The organism is Bradyrhizobium zhanjiangense (genome assembly GCF_004114935.1).
Lineage (GTDB): Bacteria > Pseudomonadota > Alphaproteobacteria > Rhizobiales > Xanthobacteraceae > Bradyrhizobium > Bradyrhizobium zhanjiangense.
The window spans coordinates 181,149-197,740 of record NZ_CP022221.1 but is presented as its reverse complement, the minus strand read 5'-3'; the positions used below and the strand labels follow the sequence as shown (position 1 = coordinate 197,740).

Below are 16,592 nucleotides of genomic sequence, written 5' to 3'. Positions count from 1 at the left end.
TGCTTGATCGGCCTATCCCGGCAAGTTCTTCAGGAAAGGCTCGACCGCGTCAACAAAAGCCTTGGGCTGATCGATGTTGACGGCATGTCCGGCGGCGGGGATCACGACCTTTTGTGCGCCGGGGATCTTTGCCGCCATGTAATCGGACGCCGCCAGGAACGGCGTGTCGTCGGCGCCGACCACGATCAGGCTGGGCAACTTGATCTCGGGCAGCAGCTCGATCACGCGCGCGTCGCGCTGGGTCAGCATGCCGCGCGCGGCGAGCGCCAGCCCCCTGGCGTTGCGATGGCTGGCGCTGGCGCGCTCGCGCGTTGCTGATTTCAGCACTTCGAGGCCTTCGCGATCCAGCCGATCGGCGGTGGCAAGCGCCCGCGCGTTCCAGGCCTCGCGGGCGTCGTCCTTCTTGAACCCGGGGCCGGTGTCGATGATCAGCAGCGCGCGGGCGCGCTCTGGATGCGCGCGATAGAACGCGAGCGACATGTAGCCGCCGAGCGAGAGACCACCGATGATGGCGCGCTCAGTGCCGACCGCATCGAGGATCGCCGCCATGTCGCCGACAGTCAGCGCTTCACTGTAGGCTTTGGGATCGTCGGGGTAATCGGACTGGCCGTGGCCGCGCATGTCCCACAGCACGAGCTTGTGGTTCTTCGCGAGCGCATCGATCTGCCCGTGCCACATCGCCGACGTCGAGGAATAACCGTGAGTGAGCAGCAATGGCGGCCCCTCGCCATGGACTTCGTAATAGATCCCGACGCCGTCCCGATTGATCTTCGGCATGTCTCCTACCCTTCTGTTTCTCGCCGCGGGCGTCGCTGCACCCTCTCCCCTTGCGGGAGAGGGTGGCTTCGCGAAGCGAAGCCGGGTGAGGGGTCTCTATCCTCACGAATGGTTTCGCGAGTGGAGAGAACCCCTCATCCGGCGCTTCGCGCTTCTCCCGCAAGGGGAGAAGGGACGTTCGTGGCGCCGCTGTGACTTCAGCTCACTTCCTCACAGTCTAGTCCGCCAAGTTACCTGGAAGAAACTGCCTGAACGCGATGGCATGCATGTCAGATACACGTGCTGTTGTGTCCAGTGGCTGCGTCGCGCCGTTGGCGCGGCGCACAACGAGCAAGTGCAGAGCTAGCTTTTCGACTGCTTTCAAATTGCATTTGCCTCCGCGCGTGAACGCGATCATGCTCGCCGCCAAGGCGGGACGCCAGCCCGGTGGGCGTCCGCCAGACAAGTTGCCGCCGTAAGCGGCTTCATGCACCGGCAGGGGAAGACGCCTATGCCAACTCTCACCATCAACGGGCGGAGTCTGTCCGTGGATGCGGCGAACGACACGCCGCTCCTCTGGGCGATCCGCGAGCAATTGCAGATGACCGGCACCAAGTTCGGCTGCGGTGCCGGGCTGTGCGGGGCCTGCACCGTGCACGTCAACGGCGAAGCCGTGCGCTCGTGCCAGACCATGGTCGGCGACGTCGCCGGCAAGAAGATCACCACCATCGAAGGCCTGTCCGCCAAGGGCGATCATCCCTTGCAGAAGGCGTGGATCGCCGAGCAGGTGCCGCAATGCGGCTACTGCCAGTCCGGGCAGATCATGCAGGCGGCTTCGCTGCTTGCGAAGAATCCCAATCCGACCAAGGAAGAGGTCGTGGCGCATATGGACGGCAATCTCTGCCGTTGCATGACCTATTCGCGGATCCAGAAGGCGATCATGCGCGCCGCATCCGAGATGCGCACCGCGTCCGCCACCTCCAGCGAGCGGAGGCCCACATGAACGAGCATGTGAAAAACGTCGCCCTTGAAACGACCGATCTCAGCCGCCGCTCCTTCCTGGTCGGCACCGCCGCGACCGGCCTCGTGCTCGGCTATGCCGGCGTGCCCGGCATCGATTCTGCGGCGGCTGCGGCGCCGGCCAGTTTCGAGCCGAGCGTCTGGTATGCGATCTCGCCCGACGGTCTCGTCACCGTGACCTGCGGCAAGGCCGATATGGGCCAGCACATCGCCTCCACCATGGCGCAGATCGTCTGCGAGGAGTTGGGCGCGAAATGGAGCGACATGCGCGTCGCACTTGCCTCCAACGATCCGAAGTTCAACGATCCCGTGCTGGGCGCGCAGATCACCGGCGGCAGCTGGTCGACCATGATGAACTTTGACGCCATGAGCCGCGCCGGCGCCGCGGGCCGCATGGCACTGACGGAAGGCGCGGCCGCCGCGATGGGTGTGCCGGCCAGCGAGCTCGTGGTGCGCGATTCCATGATCGTGCATCCGAAGTCGAAGAAGCAGATGTCGTTCGCCGAAATCGTGAAAAGCGGCAAAGCGACGAAAACCTTCACGCCGGATGAGCTGAAGGCGATCAAGCTGAAGACGCCGGATCAATACACCATGATCGGCGTCTCGGTGCCGCAGCTCGACATCCCCTCCAAGACCAACGGCACGGCCAAGTACGGCATCGACGTGATGCTGCCGGGCATGGCCTATGGCGCGGTGGTCACGCCGCCGGTGCGCTTCGGCGCCACGGTGAAATCGGTCGACGACAGCGGCGCCAAGAAGGTGCCAGGCTTCATCAAGGCCGTCACGCTCGACGACAAGACCGGAACGACGTCGGGCTGGGTCGTCGCGGTGGCCAGCACCTACGCCAACGCCAAGAAGGCGGCGCAGGCGCTGAAGATCGCCTATGACGGCGGTCCCAACGCCAAGCTGTCGAGCCAGTCGTTGCTCGATGAAGCCATGCGGCTTCAGAAGCTGGAGGATTCCGGCCAGTTCTTCGTCAAGGACGGCGATCCCAACGCTGCGTTCGGCTCGGCGGCAAAAGTGCTGGAGGCGGAATACACCACCAGCATCAACATCCACGCGCCGCTGGAGCCGATGAACGCCACTGCGGAGTTCAAGGGCGACATCCTGCACATCTATTCCGGCAACCAGTTCGCGACGCGCTCCGGCGCGATCGCAGCCGGCGCGGCCGGAATCGATCCGAAGTTCGTGGTCATGCACCAGATGTGGCTCGGCGGCGGCTTCGGCCGCAGGCTCGATGCCGACATGATGATTCCGGCGGTGCAGGCGGCGAAGGCGGTCGGCAAGCCGGTGAAGGTGATCTACTCGCGCGAGAACGACATGACGATGGATTTCTCGCGCCCGCTCACCTATCAAAAGGTCAAGGCCGGCGTCGACGGCGATGGCAAGCTCATTGCGATCAGCCACGACGTGGTCTCGGCCTGGCCGACCGCGCGCTGGGGAATCCCCGACTTCCTGACGCCGTCGGTCGACAAGAAAGGTCCGCTCGATTCCTTCACGGTGAACGGGGCCGACTTCTTCTACACCGTGCCCAACCATTATGTGCGCGCGATCAAGAACGAGCTCGCGCACAACGCCACGCCGTCGGGCCAGCTCCGTTCGGTGGCGCCGGGCTGGACCTTCTGGGCGGTCGAAAGCATGATCGACGAGATCGCGGCGGCGGCGGGCAAGGATCCGGCGCAGTTCCGCATCTCGCTGCTCGATGGCGCGGGCAAGAACGACGGCGGCGCGCAGCGGCTACGCAACACGCTGCTCGCCGCGATGGGGTTGTCCGGCTACGGCACCAAGCAACTCCCCAAGGGAGAAGGCATGGGCGTGGCCTGCGTCTCGTCGCAGGAACGGGCGACTGCGAGCTGGACGGCGTGCGTTGCCCATGTCGCGGTGGCGCCGTCGGGCGCGGTGACCGTGAAGAAGCTCACGGTCGCAACCGACGTCGGCACCCAGGTGCATCCCGACAACATCCGCGCCCAGGTCGAGGGTGCGGCGCTGTGGGGCCTGTCGCTGGCGATGTATGAGAAAGCGACACTCAAGGACGGTGGCATCGAGCAGACCAATTTCGACAGCTATACGCCCTTGCGCATGAGCCAGACGCCCGAGGTCGCCGTCGCCGTGATTGCCAATGGCGAGAAGGCCACCGGCGTCGGCGAGCCCGCGGTGACTGTGGTGGCCCCCGCCATCGGCAACGCCATCTTCAACGCCTCCGGCGCCCGCGTCCGGGCGCTGCCGATCACGGCCGAAGCCGTGAAGGCGAGCATGAAGGCGTGAGGCGGGGCAGGCTGCTCGACAAGGCTGCATGAGATGGTCCGCCGGAGGGCAACCTCCGGCGGATTTCCTTTGGGGTCCCCTGCATCTCCATAACTCGCCGTCATGCCCGGGCTTGTCCCGGGCATCCACGTTCTGCGTGCCGCGGGCAAGACGTGGATGGCCGGGACAAGGCCGGCCATGACGGAGACTGTCAGGGTTAAAAATCCCTCTTTGTTATCAATGGTCCGGCTACTGTGCATGGGGTTGTTTTTTCGACTTTTTGTTTGGAGCCGCCCATAGCGGAAATCCCTCAAATTGCGCTCAATTCCGCAGGGTTCCATTGAGCACGCCTCTTAAGAGCCAGAGAACCTGATCCGGCTTAGGCTTAAGGCCAATAGTCGTGCTCTCGGTTCCTTTTGGGGAAGTTCATGAACGCCTCAGCCAAACCCGCCGCCAAACGCCGGCTTCTGCTCGCTTCCGACCGGAGCGACGAGAGCAGCGAGCTCGTCAGCATCTTGAAAGCGGTCGGTGAGGTGTCGACGGTCACGACCCAGGACATTCCCGAGAAGCCGTCGCGCGATCTCTCCGGCCTCGTCGTCGACATCAATTTGCGCTCGCCCGAGAGCGTGCAGCGGGTACGCAACAAGCTGCGCGGCGATGCCTATCGGTCGATGCCGCGACTGTTCGTGCTCGCCGACGCCCTGCATCACGGCACCATGCAGGCCTGGGCGCTGGGCGCCACCGACACCATCTCGCGCCCGCTGCAGGCGGACGCCATCCTTCAGCGCATCCGCTCCGCCTTCCCGGACACCGCCGTCTATGACGCGACCGACCGCGGCAAGACGCTCAACCGCGGCGTCGAGGCGGCGCATGCGGTCCTCGCCAAGATGTTCGAGAAGCTGCCGCTCGGCGTGCCGCTGACCTTCGACGACGTCATTGCCGCCGAGAGCAAGATCCTGAAGGCGATCAAGCACTCCTCGCTGCGCGAATGGCTCACCACGGTCGGCTGCCATCATGTCGGCAGCTATCGCCACTGCCTGTTCGTCACCGGTTTCGCCGTCGCCTTCGCCCAGCATCTCGGCATGCGCGAGGACGACCAGCGCCGCCTGACCCGCGCCGCGCTGCTGCACGACGTCGGCAAGGCCTTCGTTCCCTCCGCGCTGCTCGACAAGCCCGGCAAGCTCACCGACGAGGAGATGGCCGAGGTCCGCCAGCATCCGCGCCGCGGCTATGATGCGCTCGCCGCGCAAGGCGGCTTCCCGCCGGAGATGCTCGACGTCATCCTGCATCACCACGAATTCCTCGACGGCTCGGGCTATCCCAATGGCCTGTCGTCGAACCAGATCAGCGACATCGTGCGGCTGACGACGATCGTCGACATCTACGCCGCCCTGGTGGAGAAGCGTGCCTACCGCATGCCCTTCACCCACTCGCGTGCGTTCACGATGATGGAAGGCATGGGCGGCAAGCTCGACCAGCAACTGTTGCAGGCGTTCCGCCCGGTGGCGCTGGGGTCGTTTTGATTTCATCGTCGTCCTGGCCTTCGCCAGGACGACGTTGTTGCAAGAGCTCGCGCTACCCCACCATCTTCCTTAGCTCCGCCTTCGCCACCTTCTCCAGCGTCGAGCGCGGCATGTCGTCGACGAGCCTGATCTCGCGCGGCACTTTGAAGTCGGCAAGGCCAGCGCGGCAGGCCGCCATCACGCGATCATGCAGGTCGGGCGCAGCACCCGCGACGCCGCCCTGCGGGATGATGAAGACGACCGGCACCTCGTCCAGCATCGGATGCGTCTTCGCCACCACCGCCGCCTCGCGCACGCCGGGAACGAGCGCGATCACCTGCTCGATCTCGGAGGCCGCGACGTTCTCGCCGCCGACCTTCAGCATGTCCTTGGCGCGGTCGCCGAATTTGATGTAGCCGTTCTGAAGCCGCTCGACGCGGTCGCCGGTGAGGAAGAAACCGTGCTCGTCAAAACTCTCGCGCGTCGCCTTCTCGTTGTGCAGATATTCGGCGAACAGCGACAGGCCGGGGATGCCTTTGATCGAGAGATTGCCGGTGCCGCCGACGTCCGTCGGCCGGCCGTCGTCGTCGGTGATGCGGATCTGATACTCACTCGCCGCGCGGCCGATCGACATCGGGATGTTGGGCTGGTCGACCTCGCCGACGATGCCGTGGGTGATGGTCTCCGTCATGCCCCACCAGCCGATGATCTTGACGCCGAACGCGGCGAAGGCCGGCGGCTCGTTGATCGCACTGCCCCACAGGCGGAATTTGTGGTCGTTAGGGATCTCCTGCTCGAGCAGCGCTTTCATGCAGAACGGAATCGTCGAGGTCCAGGTCGAACCGTGCTCGCGCGCGACGCGCCAGAACCGGCTGGCGGAGAAGCGTGGCTGGATCACGCAGGTGGCGCCGACCCACAGCGTCGCCAGCATGGAATAGGCCAGCGCATTGGTGTGGAATAGCGGCAGATAGGTCTGGTGCACGTCGCCGGCATGAAGGTCTTCATGCGCGGCGTTGATCTTGGCGCCCCACAGCGCGTTGGCGTGGGTCCACAGCACCGCCTTTGGGCGCGACGTAGTGCCTGATGTGTACTGCACGCTACACGGCGCGAGTGGATCGGTGGCGCGCCTGGGGCGATCTGCGCTCTCAGTGAACAGGGACTCGAAACTGTCGCCCCGCGCGACCGCTTGCGCCGGCGCTGTGCCCGCATCGTGCGAGGTCACCGCCATCCAGCGTATGTTGCGGCAGTTCTGCGCGACAACTTCCGCATAGGCGGGCTGCGTGATCGCGGCGACCGCGCCGCAATGATCGGCGAAGTACGCGATCTCGGCCGGCGCCGAGCGGGTGTTGGTGGTCACCGCGACGGCCCCGAGCTCGACACAGGCAAACCACGCCAGCATCGCCTCGATGCAATTGTCGAGATGGATGAGCAGATATTCGCCCGGCCTGACGCCGCGCCTTGCGAGGCCTGCAGCGAGGGCGCCGACCCGCTCGTGAAACTCGCCATAGCTCCAGCGCCGCGCCGGCGCATCGAACGGCGCCCAGATCAGGAACGGATGTGTGCCGCGCACCTCGGCGCGCAGCTTCAGGAGCCATGGCACGTCGAGCCCGTCGAAAGGGCCCACGATTCCGGCGGCGGTCTGTTGAATGGGCATGTGTCCTCCCGTGCAGCCTGCATCTTGATGGTGGCTGTCTTTGGATTATTGCGTCTTCCTGCCACCCGATGGCGCGGGAAGCAAATGGCGCGGGGGCGCTCGCTCTCTCCTCCGTCATTGCGAGGAGCCCTTGCGACGAAGCAATCCAGAGTCCCTCCGCGGATGCATTTCTGGATTGCTTCGCTTTCGCTCGCAATGACGGTGCTTGAGGCCGGCCGTCAGGCCCTAACCCTCGTACGACGAGATCTCGATCAGGCTGCCATCGGGATCCCGGCAATAGACCGAGCGCAGCGTGCCGCGGGCGCCTTGCCTCGGGCCCGGCCCTTCCTCGATCGCGACGCCATGGGCCTGCAGATGCGCCACTACCTCTTCGGGAGTGGCGGAGGTGAGGAAGCACAGATCCTCGCTGCCGGCGGTTGGGTGATCCGCGGTGAACCATTCCACCTTGTCGCCATCGCGCGGCCGCACGTTGATCTTCTGGTTACCGAATTGTAGCGAAGTCCGCGGCGCTTTGCCGCCGCCGGGGTCGAACACCTTGACTTCCATGCCGAGAATCTTGCGGTACCACTCCGCGGTGGCCGCAACGTCGGCGACGTTGATCACGAGATGATCGAGAGCTTCGACCTTGACCGGCATGTCTCATCCTTTCGTCGTGATGCGCCCCGTGCACTTTCCGCCTGCGGCAAGCTTTGTTACAACCCCCGCCGACGAAACTTTCAAGATATCCGGCCTTCAAGAACAACACTGGGAGAACCCTTGAGATGATCACTCGCCGTACCGCGCTGGGCCTGCTTGCCGCCAGTCCGCTTGCAGCCACCCCGCTGTCCAAGGCCCTTGCCGCCGATTATCCGGCCCGTCCAGTGAAATGGGTGGTCGGCTATCCGCCGGGCGGTGCCACCGACATCCTGGCGCGGCTGCTCGGCCAGCGGCTGTCGGAACGGCTCGGCCAGCAATTCGTGGTCGAGAACAAACCGGGCGCCGGCAACAATATCGCCACCGAATCGGTCATCAACGCCGAGCCCGATGGCTACACGCTGCAGCTGGTCAACCCGGCCAACTACATCAACGCCTCGCTCTACGCCAACCTGAAGTTCAACTTCGTGCGCGACATCGCGCCGGTCGCCTCGTTCCAGCGCGTGCCGAACGTGATGACCGTGAACAAGGACGTGCCGGCCAAGAACGTCGCCGAGTTCATCGAATATGTGAAGGCCAATCCCGGCAAGGTGAACATGGCCTCGTCCGGCAACGGCACCTCGGTGCATCTGTCCGGCGAGATGTTCATGGCCATGACCGGCTGCAAGATGCAGCACGTGCCCTATCGCGGCGCGGCGCCCGCGATCACCGACATGCTCGGCGGCCAGGTGCAGGTGATCTTCGACAACATGCCCTCGATCATCCAGCACATCCGCTCCGGCAGCTTGCGCGCAATCGGCGTCACCACCACGGAACGCTCGCCGCAATTGCCCGACGTGCAGCCGATTGCCGACACCGTCAAGGGCTATGAGGCCAGCGCGCTGTTCGGCATGGGCGCGCCGAAGAACACGCCGAAGGAGATCATCGCCAAGCTCAACAGCGAGATCAACACGCTGATGAAGGAGCCTGACATGGCCAAGCGTCTGGTCGAGCTCGGCGGCGAGCCGCGGGTGCAGACGCCCGAGGCGTTCGGCGAGGAAATCAAGGCGGAGACCGAGAAGTGGAAGAAGGTCGTCGAGTTCGCCGGCCTGAAGGTCGAGTAGCGATCTTGTGATGAGCGTGATTGGAGCCCTGCCGTTCGGCAGGGCTTTTTTCTTGCGCGCGCGATACACTTGATCTGGAATAAACCGGCGCGACGAAACCTCGTGAGGATGGTGGCGTATCTGACGCCAGCAAGAGAGGAGTTGGATCATGCGCAACACCCAATTGGCGCTGCTGACGCTTGGCGTGACGGTCCTTGCCGGTTTCGCCACCATTCTCCCAGCCGCCGCGCGCGACTATCCCTGGTGCGCGCAAGGCGGCGAGTACGACTATCCCGGCGAATGCGCCTACAGCACCTATGAGCAGTGCCAGGCCAGCATCTCCGGCCGGCTGTTGTACTGCGGTCGCAATCCTCGCTTTGGCTACGGCCAGATGCAACCTCAGCCGCGAGTGCACCGCCGCACGCGCGCCGTCGCGCCATACTAGCGCAACCCACGTTCCCCACTGACCCGCTGCCTGATCACGCGCTCGTGCAGAACCGCGTGCGGAGGTTCGGGCTTGACGGATCCGCGCTCGCGCCTATACTAAACCTTATGGTTAAGTATCAGGACGAGACGCTGGACCGGACCTTTGCGGCGCTATCCGACCCGACGCGGCGTGCCCTGCTGGCACGGCTCGGCGAGCAGGACAGCCTGTCGGTGAGCGAGCTGGCCGCACCGTTCCCGATCTCGCTGCCGGCGATCATGAAGCATCTCGACGTGCTCACGGATGCGGGCCTGATCCTGCGGGAGAAGACCGGGCGCACGGTCGCCTGCCGGCTCACCGCGCAGCCGATGGAGCAGGCGATGAACTGGCTCAATCGCTATGCGCAATTCTGGTCCGACAATCTCGATCGCCTTGCCGCCTTCGTGGAGGAAGAGACATGGCCAACGCAGCCGTCAACGCCGATCTCAGCGCCGCCGAGCGCCCAACGGAACGCCCAAGCCTCACGCTCACGCGCCGGCTCCGCGCGCGGCCGGAAAAGGTCTACGCGGCCTGGACGCAAGCCGAGCAGCTAGCGCAATGGTTCGGGCCGCCGAACATGAAGCCTGCGACGGTTCGAGCCGAGCTCGACGTCCGCACCGGCGGCAGCTTTCGCATCAGCTTCACCCGTGATGACGGCGAATATTTCGAGGCCGGCGGTACCTATCGCGACGTCGTGCCGAACGAGCGGCTGGTCTTCACCTGGGCCTGGCATTCGACGCCGGAGCGCGAATCGCTGGTGACGATCACGCTGAAGCCGGACAGCGCCGGCACCTTGATGGTCTTCCATCACGCCCAGTTCTTCGACGAAACCGCCCGCGACAACCATTTGCGCGGCTGGAGCTCGTTCTTCGACAAGCTCGATGCCTTCGTCGCCTGATCCCGATCAGAGGAGGACACCATGCAGCAACATCAGATCGTCTCGCGCGAGCAATGGATCGCCGCCCGCAAGGCTCATCTCGCCCATGAGAAGGAGCTCACCGCGGCCCGCGAGCGTCTGGCCGAGGAGCGCCGTGCATTGCCGTGGGTCAAGGTTGACAAGGACTATTTGTTCGACGGACCGAACGGCAAGCTGACGCTCGGCGATCTCTTCAAGGGCCGGCCGCAGCTCGTGGTGCAGCACGTGATGTTCGCACCCGATTGGGATGCCGCCTGCAAGAGCTGCTCGTTCTGGGCCGACGGTTTCGAGCGCATGGTGCCGCATCTGGCCGCGCGCGACACCAGCATGGTTGCGATCTCGCTCGCGCCCGTTGCCAAGCTCGACGCATTCAAGAAGCGGATGGGCTGGACCTTCGACTGGGTCTCCTCGGGAAGCAACGACTTCAACTACGATTACGAAGTCTCATTCACACCCGAGCAGATCGACAAGGGCGTGCCGAAGTACAATTTCGGCACCACACCGTTCTACGGGCCCGAGTTGCCCGGCATCAGCGTGTTCTTTCGCAACAAGGCCGGCGAGATCTTCCACACCTACTCATGCTTCGCCCGCGGCCTCGATATGATGAATGCCGCCTATCAATACCTCGACCTCACGCCGCTAGGCCGTCACGAGGAGGGCTTGCCCTATCCGATGGACTGGGTTCGCCTGCGCGACCAGTACGAACCGGAGGCGACCAAGGAGGCGTGCTGCCACGGGTGAAGGGAGCGGTTCGTTTCTCGATGTCGTCCTGGCGAAGGCCAGGACCCATACCGCGGAATCTATCGATGGCGCTCGGTTGTCGTACCGAACGACCAATCTTCGCCAAACCCCTGGTTGGGGTAACGGGTCCTGGCTTTCGCCAGGACGACGTCGGAGGTTAGGCGCGGTCGGTGCCCGCCTTCACCGCTTCGCGTCGGCCTGCTCCGTCGCGTTGCACGAGATCAGCATCGTATAGGGCCGGGCGTTGCCGGCGATGTCGGTGGTCTTGAGCTCGCCCTTCGGCTCGGCGGTCTGGTAGGGCACCACGGAATTGTCGAGGAAGTCGCGCAGCGCGCCGGTCTTGATGGCGAAGTTGATGTTTTCGGGGATGTTCCCGGTTGCGACCGCGATCCGCAGATTGTCGAGCTTTCCGGTGACCACACCCACAACCTGCCCGGTGGTGTCGAACAGCGGGCCTCCGCTATTGCCGGGCTGCACGGGCGCGCTGATCTGCAGGAAACGCGAATCGTTGCGCATGCCACTGAGCGAGCTCACGATACCGGTGGTCACGGTGAAGTCCGAGCTCAGCAGCCCGTGATAGGGAAAGCCGATCGCGACGACGGAATCGCCGGAGCGGATCGAGCGGTCGCGAATCCGGGCAAACTCCTTGAACGTCGCTGTCGACGGCGCCTGTAAGAGGGCCAGATCGTTGTTTGCATCGCTCGATACGACGCGCAACACCATTGCGGCCTCGCCCGTGAGATTGCCCTTGAGGTCGCTGCAACCCTCGATCACATGGTTGTTCGTGACGATGTGCCCATTGGCGCTGACCACGAAGCCGGTGCCGCTCTTGGATTTGGCGGACTTGCTAGCCTGCGGTGGCGCCTGCTTGTCCGCTGTGGCCGCTGGCTTCGCTGTACCCTTGGTGAAGTCCCCCGCCTTGCTGAGCCCGTCCGCCTTCACCCGCGTGACGCAGTTCGCCAGCGCCGCGACCATGGGTGCCGTCGACGTCAACACGAACTGGAGTGGCTTGCTGCCGTTGGTCGTCACTACCATCAGGCTTGCCTTCTGGAAGGTGCGAGCGACATTGAGGGGCAGGATGGTCGTCACCATGTTGGGGGCGTTGGAGGTCGCAAACAACCTGGCCTGCTCCTGGCCGTCGAAGATGAAGTCGACGGGCGCGGTATCGCCCTTGTTGAAGCGAAAGCCGGGGCTGGCAAGGCTCAGAAGCCAGGAGCCGGCCGCATTCTGCGCGACGACGAGACTCACCCCGTTGGCGTAAGGCGCGGTGGCCGCACAATGCGAGAACGCTCCCGTCTCATCATTGCTGAAAGCGCCGCCGATCCAGTTGCCGACATTGACGGAGCCGAACGGTCCCGCCGCATGCGCGACGCTGACGACACCCACGTGCAACAAAGACGCAACGACAAATGACTTAAGCCACATACCAGCCCCCGGAAATGCTTTTCGCTCCATCTTATCTGTGGGACGCGGTGGCGCGCAACCGCCAGTTGTCCGCTCAAGTTCGAGCTGGCTGCCGGGACATTCGGGCTTGCCATTACTTTGCAGTGCTATATACTTTGCAATACAAAGTAACCGGGCTCTGGGTAGCAGGGGCGGAACGAGGTTTTGGCGTTGCCAATGCGCGATCTCGACAAGGCGCTGGCCGACATCGTGACGATCCGCAGCCAGATCGCGGCGGGCACCGCGTTCCGCGGCTACGGCCCGGCGACAATGGCGGCGACAGGTGCCGTCGCGCTCATCACCGCGGTTCTGCAATTCTGGTTGCTCGGCGATCCCACCAGCGAGCCGCTCGACTTCTTCATCGGCTGGTTCATCGCCGCGGTGCTCTCCGGCCTGATCATCGGGATCGAGATGCGCGCGCGCTCGCGCCGCCATCATTCGGGCCTCGCCGATGCCATGATCCACCAGGCGGTCGAGCATTTCCTGCCCGCAGGCATCGCCGGCGTGCTGCTCGCGGTGGTGATGTGGAAATTTGCAGCGGAAACGCTGTGGCTGTTGCCCGGCTTGTGGCAGATCCTGGTGTCGCTCGGCATCTTCGCCTCCGTCCGCTCGCTGCCGCGTACCGTCGCGCTCGCCGGCGCCTGGTATTTCGTGTCAGGCTTTGCGGTGGTGGTGCACGCCAGCCAAACTCACACGCTATCGCCATGGACCATGGGTCTGCCCTTCGTGATCGGGCAGTCGGTGATGGCGGCCATTCTGTATGTCGCGTCCGGAGACCATGATGTCGAAGTCTGACAGCGCGCCGTTCTCCTACGAAGGGCTCGATCGCGTCATCCACGAGAAGGCGAGGCTCGGCCTGCTGACCTCGTTGATGGCGCATCCCAAGGGGCTGGCATTCGCCGACCTCAAGCAGCTTTGCGGCCTCACCGACGGCAATCTCAGCCGGCACCTCGCCGTGCTCCAGGAGGCCGGCCTCGTCGAGGTGACCAAGGGTTATGAGGGCAATCGCCCGCACACGACCTGTCGCCTCACCAAGTCCGGCCGCCGTCGTTTCCTCGATTATCTCGCCGTGCTCGAACGCCTCGTGCGCGATGCCGCCAAGGCCGCCGGCCGCGAGGCGCCGCCGCTCGGACGCCTCGGTTTCGTTTCGACCTGATCCCCCTTTTGACCGGAGACTTTGTAATGCAAAGTAACCCTGTGTCCTGCGACGACAAGCTTCACGTCGGCATCATCATGGACGGCAACGGCAGATGGGCGACGCGGCGCGGTCTGTCGCGCCTGCGCGGCCACGAGGCCGGCGTCGAGACGATCCGACGCATCGTCGAGGCCGCGCCCAAGCAGGGCATTGGCACGCTGACGCTCTATGCCTTCTCCACCGACAATTGGCGCAGGCCCAAGGCCGAGGTCGCCGCGCTGATGACGCTGCTGCGCTTCTACCTTTCCAATGAAGTGCAGAGCCTGGTCAAGAACGGCGTGCGCCTCACCGTGATCGGCCGCCGCGACCGCCTGCCCGACGGCATCGCCAGCGCGATCGCGCGCGCCGAAGAGGCGACCGCCCAAGGCAGTACGCTGCATTTGCGCATCGCGGTCGATTATTCCGCGCGCGACGCCATCCTCAACGCCGCGGCGAAGGCCGCGGCGCTGACCAGCCTCACCCGCGAAGCGTTCTCGCAGCTCGTCACCGGCGAGGCCGGCCTGCGCGACGTCGATCTCATCATCCGCACCTCGGGCGAGAAGCGGCTGTCGGACTTCCTGCTCTGGGAAGGCGCCTATGCCGAGCTGCACTTCACCGAGCGGATGTGGCCTGAATTCGATGCCGGCGATCTCGCCGAGGCGCTCGCTGCCTTCCATGGCCGCGAACGCCGTTTCGGCGGCCTCCAGGCGATCATGCCCGAGGAAGTGCCTGCGCTCTCACGTGCGTGACGCCAGCCTTCACTTGCTGTAATCTTGAGCAAGCGTAGGGCGCGGATCATGCTCTACTGTCGCCGTGAGGGGAGCCTTTGGCGATGGGCGCAGTTCTGGATTATTGCACCGGCGGAACGGAGCGGCAGGTCAAAGCCGGTACCGTGGTGATCACCGAGGGCGGCACCAGCGGCCATCTCTACGTGCTGATGCAGGGCAAGCTCGAGGTGCTCAAGGGCGAGATGGTGGTTGCCACCGTCACAGAGCCGGGCGCTGTGCTCGGCGAAATGTCGGTGCTGCTGGGCCAGCCGCATACCGCGACGGTGCGGGCCTGCTCCGACGCGGTCATCTACGAATTCGAAGATGCGGCCTCGCTTCTCGAGCAGCAGCCCGGAATGGCGCTTCTGATCGCGAAGATGCTGGCCCAGCGGCTCAACGCCGCCAACACCTATCTGGCCGATCTCAAGCGGCAATATGCCGACCACGGGACCCATCTGACGATGGTCGGCGAGGTGCTGCAGAGCATGATCAACCTGCCGCCGCAGGAGGTCTCGCCAGGCTCGGATCGGCAATCCGATCCAAGGATGTGAGCCAGCCCGGCGGCGTCTCGATGGGCGCGGCGGGTCGCTTTAGCGGCGCGCTCAGGTCGATCCATTGCGCTTCCCCGGCCGCAAGCCAGAACGCCTTGTCCGCACCGAGATCGAGCACGATGTAGGTCGGCGGCCGGCCGGGTTGTAGGCCCGTGTTGAAGACCCAGCTCTCGCCGAGCCGGTCGAACCAAGAGCCATCCCTGATGAAGGGCGACTGATGCACATGGCCGGAGATCACCATCGCCGGCTGATACTGCATGATCCATTGCACCAGCTCGACGTCGCCGAAAAAGCGCTTGCCGCCCCAGCTCGTCGGTGATTCCGCCGGCGGCGCATGGTGCACCCAGATCCAGCGCCGCGGGCGATTGGTGGCGGCGTCACGGAGCTGCTCGACGAGACGCTGCTTGATCAGCGGTCCATCCCACCATGGGCACACCGTGAACAAGGTGTCGTCGATGCTGAGGCCGTCGCCGTCGCAGGCAATCCCAAGCTCTCGTACCTCCGAGATCCAGCGCGAGATCTTCTCGCCGTCCGCATTGCGTTCATCGAGGTCGTGATTGCCGGAGCAGAGGATCATCCGGGTCTTCGCGGCGAGCAGCGCGAGGTACTTTTTCACCACCACGATCTGGGCGCGAAAGTCCACCATCGAGCCGATGTCGAGCGCATCGCCGGCGAAGATCACGAGGTCGAATTGCGGCGCGGCGCTGACCAGCCAGTCGAGCTGCGGCAGCGAATAATGCAGGTCGGCGACGACCAGGCAGCGCATTAAAATCCGTCCGCGGAGGATTGAATATGTCAGGAAATACCAAATGTCATGAAGCAAGAAGCAGGCCAGCACGTCACTCCTTCTGATCAATCCGCGCAGGCTGGACCGGATCATCGAATTCTGATCTCGTGGCGCACCCTTCAACCGCTCGTGTCCGCATGACCCCCTTCAAGACCATTCGTGCCCGCGCCGAGAAACGCAAGGGCGGGCCTAAGGCGCTGGAGAAGCTGATGCCTAACAAGCCAGACCTCAAGCGGCTGGCGAAGCTCGGCGACGACCGCATCCTCGCCGAGATGACGAAGCGAGTGTTTTGCGCCGGCTTTGCCTGGAGCGTGATCGAGACGAAATGGGACGGTTTCGAAGACGCCTTCCTGCATTTCCAGCCGGCCAAGCTCAGCTTCCAGCCCGAGGAGTACTGGGAAGCCCTGCTGCGCGATGCACGCATCGTACGCAACGGCGCCAAGATCATGTCGGTGCGCGACAATGCCGCTTTCGTGCAGGAGATCGCGAAGGAACACGGCAGCTTCGGCAAGTTTCTGGCGAAATGGCCATCGTCCGACGAGATTGGGCTGCTCGATCTCCTCGCCAAGCGCGGCAGCCGGTTAGGCGGCAACACCGGCCAGATGCTGCTGCGCTTCGTCGGCTGGGACGGTTTTGTGACCTCCAAGGACGTGGTGGCTTGCCTGCGCGATGCGGGTCTCGACATTGCCGAAGAGGTGAAGTCGAAGGGCGATCTCGCCAAAGTGCAGGCGCAATTCAACGCCTGGTCCGAGGAGACCGGCCTGCCCTACACGTATCTGTCACGCATCTGCGCATTGTCGATCGGTGAGGACAGGAGCGAGTAGCAGGCCGATAGAAGGCCATTGGCCGCCGGATCGTG

The 16,592-nt window shown here is 64.4% G+C and carries 17 protein-coding genes and 1 pseudogene; 13 read left to right on the top strand and 5 right to left on the bottom strand.

Features of this window, described 5'->3' with window-relative positions; genetic code table 11:
• Positions 1 to 12: 12 nt before the first annotated feature.
• The gene (locus XH85_RS00920) at positions 13 to 777 is read right to left on the bottom strand and encodes an alpha/beta fold hydrolase (RefSeq protein WP_128930354.1); all 765 of its coding nucleotides are present in this window, start codon (positions 775 to 777) and stop codon (positions 13 to 15) included.
• 490 nt (positions 778 to 1,267) lie between these two features.
• On the opposite strand from XH85_RS00920, the gene XH85_RS00915 reads away from it, so the two are divergent.
• The 3 genes from XH85_RS00915 (at position 1,268) to XH85_RS00905 (ending at position 5,543) form a co-directional block, all read left to right on the top strand.
• A complete protein-coding gene (locus tag XH85_RS00915) occupies positions 1,268 to 1,759 on the top strand; it encodes a (2Fe-2S)-binding protein (protein ID WP_036002624.1) in 492 nt (163 codons plus the stop codon).
• Positions 1,756 to 4,041, top strand: coding sequence for a xanthine dehydrogenase family protein molybdopterin-binding subunit (locus XH85_RS00910; protein ID WP_128930353.1), 2,286 nt, complete (start codon positions 1,756 to 1,758; stop codon positions 4,039 to 4,041). The genes XH85_RS00915 and XH85_RS00910 overlap by 4 nt, the downstream gene beginning before the upstream one ends.
• Before the next feature lie 407 nt (positions 4,042 to 4,448).
• Complete coding sequence (locus XH85_RS00905; protein WP_128930352.1) at positions 4,449 to 5,543, top strand: HD-GYP domain-containing protein; 1,095 nt, start codon at positions 4,449 to 4,451, stop codon at positions 5,541 to 5,543.
• 52 nt (positions 5,544 to 5,595) lie between these two features.
• Here the strand turns inward: XH85_RS00905 and XH85_RS00900 are convergent, their stop codons facing one another.
• Entirely contained in the window at positions 5,596 to 7,176 is a 1,581-nt protein-coding gene (locus XH85_RS00900) for an AMP-binding protein (RefSeq protein ID WP_128930351.1), read from the bottom strand.
• 225 nt (positions 7,177 to 7,401) lie between these two features.
• Positions 7,402 to 7,812, bottom strand: coding sequence for a VOC family protein (locus tag XH85_RS00895; RefSeq protein ID WP_128930350.1), 411 nt, complete (start codon positions 7,810 to 7,812; stop codon positions 7,402 to 7,404).
• A 125-nt stretch (positions 7,813 to 7,937) separates the two neighbouring features.
• On the opposite strand from XH85_RS00895, the gene XH85_RS00890 reads away from it, so the two are divergent.
• The 5 genes and pseudogenes from XH85_RS00890 to XH85_RS00870 all read left to right on the top strand — a co-directional run bounded on the left by XH85_RS00890 (position 7,938) and on the right by XH85_RS00870 (position 11,011).
• Entirely contained in the window at positions 7,938 to 8,912 is a 975-nt protein-coding gene (locus XH85_RS00890) for a Bug family tripartite tricarboxylate transporter substrate binding protein (RefSeq protein ID WP_128930349.1), read from the top strand.
• A 148-nt stretch (positions 8,913 to 9,060) separates the two neighbouring features.
• Positions 9,061 to 9,336 (top strand): DUF3551 domain-containing protein, encoded by a 276-nt coding sequence (locus XH85_RS00885; RefSeq protein WP_128930348.1) that lies wholly within the window; start codon positions 9,061 to 9,063, stop codon positions 9,334 to 9,336.
• A 107-nt stretch (positions 9,337 to 9,443) separates the two neighbouring features.
• Positions 9,444 to 9,908 carry an ArsR/SmtB family transcription factor gene (locus XH85_RS00880; protein ID WP_164940266.1) on the top strand — a complete coding sequence of 155 codons (465 nt, stop codon included), beginning with the start codon at positions 9,444 to 9,446 and terminating at the stop codon, positions 9,906 to 9,908.
• Positions 9,909 to 9,919: 11 nt separating this feature from the next.
• Positions 9,920 to 10,252 (top strand): annotated as a pseudogene (locus XH85_RS00875) (SRPBCC family protein); the annotation flags it as partial.
• A 21-nt stretch (positions 10,253 to 10,273) separates the two neighbouring features.
• Positions 10,274 to 11,011 carry a DUF899 domain-containing protein gene (locus tag XH85_RS00870; protein ID WP_128930346.1) on the top strand — a complete coding sequence of 246 codons (738 nt, stop codon included), beginning with the start codon at positions 10,274 to 10,276 and terminating at the stop codon, positions 11,009 to 11,011.
• A 180-nt stretch (positions 11,012 to 11,191) separates the two neighbouring features.
• Here the strand turns inward: XH85_RS00870 and XH85_RS00865 are convergent, their stop codons facing one another.
• Complete coding sequence (locus XH85_RS00865) at positions 11,192 to 12,436, bottom strand: S1C family serine protease (RefSeq protein WP_128930345.1); 1,245 nt, start codon at positions 12,434 to 12,436, stop codon at positions 11,192 to 11,194.
• Positions 12,437 to 12,631: 195 nt separating this feature from the next.
• Between XH85_RS00865 and XH85_RS00860 the strand changes: the two genes are divergently transcribed.
• From XH85_RS00860 to XH85_RS00845, 4 genes are all read left to right on the top strand, one after another.
• Positions 12,632 to 13,249: a hypothetical protein gene (locus XH85_RS00860; protein WP_128930344.1), complete on the top strand. Its 618-nt coding sequence runs from the start codon at positions 12,632 to 12,634 to the stop codon at positions 13,247 to 13,249.
• Entirely contained in the window at positions 13,236 to 13,610 is a 375-nt protein-coding gene (locus XH85_RS00855; RefSeq protein WP_130212267.1) for a transcriptional regulator, read from the top strand. The genes XH85_RS00860 and XH85_RS00855 overlap by 14 nt, the downstream gene beginning before the upstream one ends.
• Positions 13,611 to 13,636: 26 nt before the next feature.
• Entirely contained in the window at positions 13,637 to 14,377 is a 741-nt protein-coding gene (locus XH85_RS00850) for a di-trans,poly-cis-decaprenylcistransferase (RefSeq protein ID WP_091898445.1), read from the top strand.
• A gap of 83 nt (positions 14,378 to 14,460) precedes the next feature.
• Positions 14,461 to 14,946: a Crp/Fnr family transcriptional regulator gene (locus XH85_RS00845; protein WP_128930342.1), complete on the top strand. Its 486-nt coding sequence runs from the start codon at positions 14,461 to 14,463 to the stop codon at positions 14,944 to 14,946.
• Here XH85_RS00845 and XH85_RS00840 read toward each other — a convergent pair.
• On the bottom strand, positions 14,885 to 15,712 hold the full coding sequence (locus XH85_RS00840) for a metallophosphoesterase family protein (RefSeq protein ID WP_128930341.1): 828 nt from the start codon (positions 15,710 to 15,712) through the stop codon (positions 14,885 to 14,887). The genes XH85_RS00845 and XH85_RS00840 overlap by 62 nt on opposite strands.
• 158 nt (positions 15,713 to 15,870) lie before the next feature.
• On the opposite strand from XH85_RS00840, the gene XH85_RS00835 reads away from it, so the two are divergent.
• The gene (locus XH85_RS00835; RefSeq protein WP_091898451.1) at positions 15,871 to 16,557 is read left to right on the top strand and encodes a DNA-3-methyladenine glycosylase I; all 687 of its coding nucleotides are present in this window, start codon (positions 15,871 to 15,873) and stop codon (positions 16,555 to 16,557) included.
• The last annotated feature ends 35 nt before the right edge of the window (positions 16,558 to 16,592 follow it).

Excerpts from the sequence above, each read along its gene's own strand:
- XH85_RS00885 (WP_128930348.1), top strand. The coding sequence starts at position 9,061 with ATGCGCAACACCCAATTGGCGCTGCTGACGCTTGGCGTGACGGTCCTT.
- XH85_RS00880 (WP_164940266.1), top strand. The coding sequence starts at position 9,444 with ATGGTTAAGTATCAGGACGAGACGCTGGACCGGACCTTTGCGGCGCTA.
- XH85_RS00855 (WP_130212267.1), top strand. The coding sequence starts at position 13,236 with ATGTCGAAGTCTGACAGCGCGCCGTTCTCCTACGAAGGGCTCGATCGC.
- XH85_RS00850 (WP_091898445.1), top strand. The coding sequence starts at position 13,637 with ATGCAAAGTAACCCTGTGTCCTGCGACGACAAGCTTCACGTCGGCATC.
- XH85_RS00870 (WP_128930346.1), top strand. The coding sequence starts at position 10,274 with ATGCAGCAACATCAGATCGTCTCGCGCGAGCAATGGATCGCCGCCCGC.
- XH85_RS00920 (WP_128930354.1), bottom strand. The coding sequence starts at position 777 with ATGCCGAAGATCAATCGGGACGGCGTCGGGATCTATTACGAAGTCCAT.
- XH85_RS00845 (WP_128930342.1), top strand. The coding sequence starts at position 14,461 with ATGGGCGCAGTTCTGGATTATTGCACCGGCGGAACGGAGCGGCAGGTC.
- XH85_RS00890 (WP_128930349.1), top strand. The coding sequence starts at position 7,938 with ATGATCACTCGCCGTACCGCGCTGGGCCTGCTTGCCGCCAGTCCGCTT.
- XH85_RS00835 (WP_091898451.1), top strand. The coding sequence starts at position 15,871 with ATGACCCCCTTCAAGACCATTCGTGCCCGCGCCGAGAAACGCAAGGGC.
- XH85_RS00905 (WP_128930352.1), top strand. The coding sequence starts at position 4,449 with ATGAACGCCTCAGCCAAACCCGCCGCCAAACGCCGGCTTCTGCTCGCT.
- XH85_RS00860 (WP_128930344.1), top strand. The coding sequence starts at position 12,632 with ATGCGCGATCTCGACAAGGCGCTGGCCGACATCGTGACGATCCGCAGC.
- XH85_RS00865 (WP_128930345.1), bottom strand. The coding sequence starts at position 12,436 with ATGTGGCTTAAGTCATTTGTCGTTGCGTCTTTGTTGCACGTGGGTGTC.
- XH85_RS00900 (WP_128930351.1), bottom strand. The coding sequence starts at position 7,176 with ATGCCCATTCAACAGACCGCCGCCGGAATCGTGGGCCCTTTCGACGGG.
- XH85_RS00910 (WP_128930353.1), top strand. The coding sequence starts at position 1,756 with ATGAACGAGCATGTGAAAAACGTCGCCCTTGAAACGACCGATCTCAGC.
- XH85_RS00840 (WP_128930341.1), bottom strand. The coding sequence starts at position 15,712 with ATGCGCTGCCTGGTCGTCGCCGACCTGCATTATTCGCTGCCGCAGCTC.
- XH85_RS00915 (WP_036002624.1), top strand. The coding sequence starts at position 1,268 with ATGCCAACTCTCACCATCAACGGGCGGAGTCTGTCCGTGGATGCGGCG.
- XH85_RS00895 (WP_128930350.1), bottom strand. The coding sequence starts at position 7,812 with ATGCCGGTCAAGGTCGAAGCTCTCGATCATCTCGTGATCAACGTCGCC.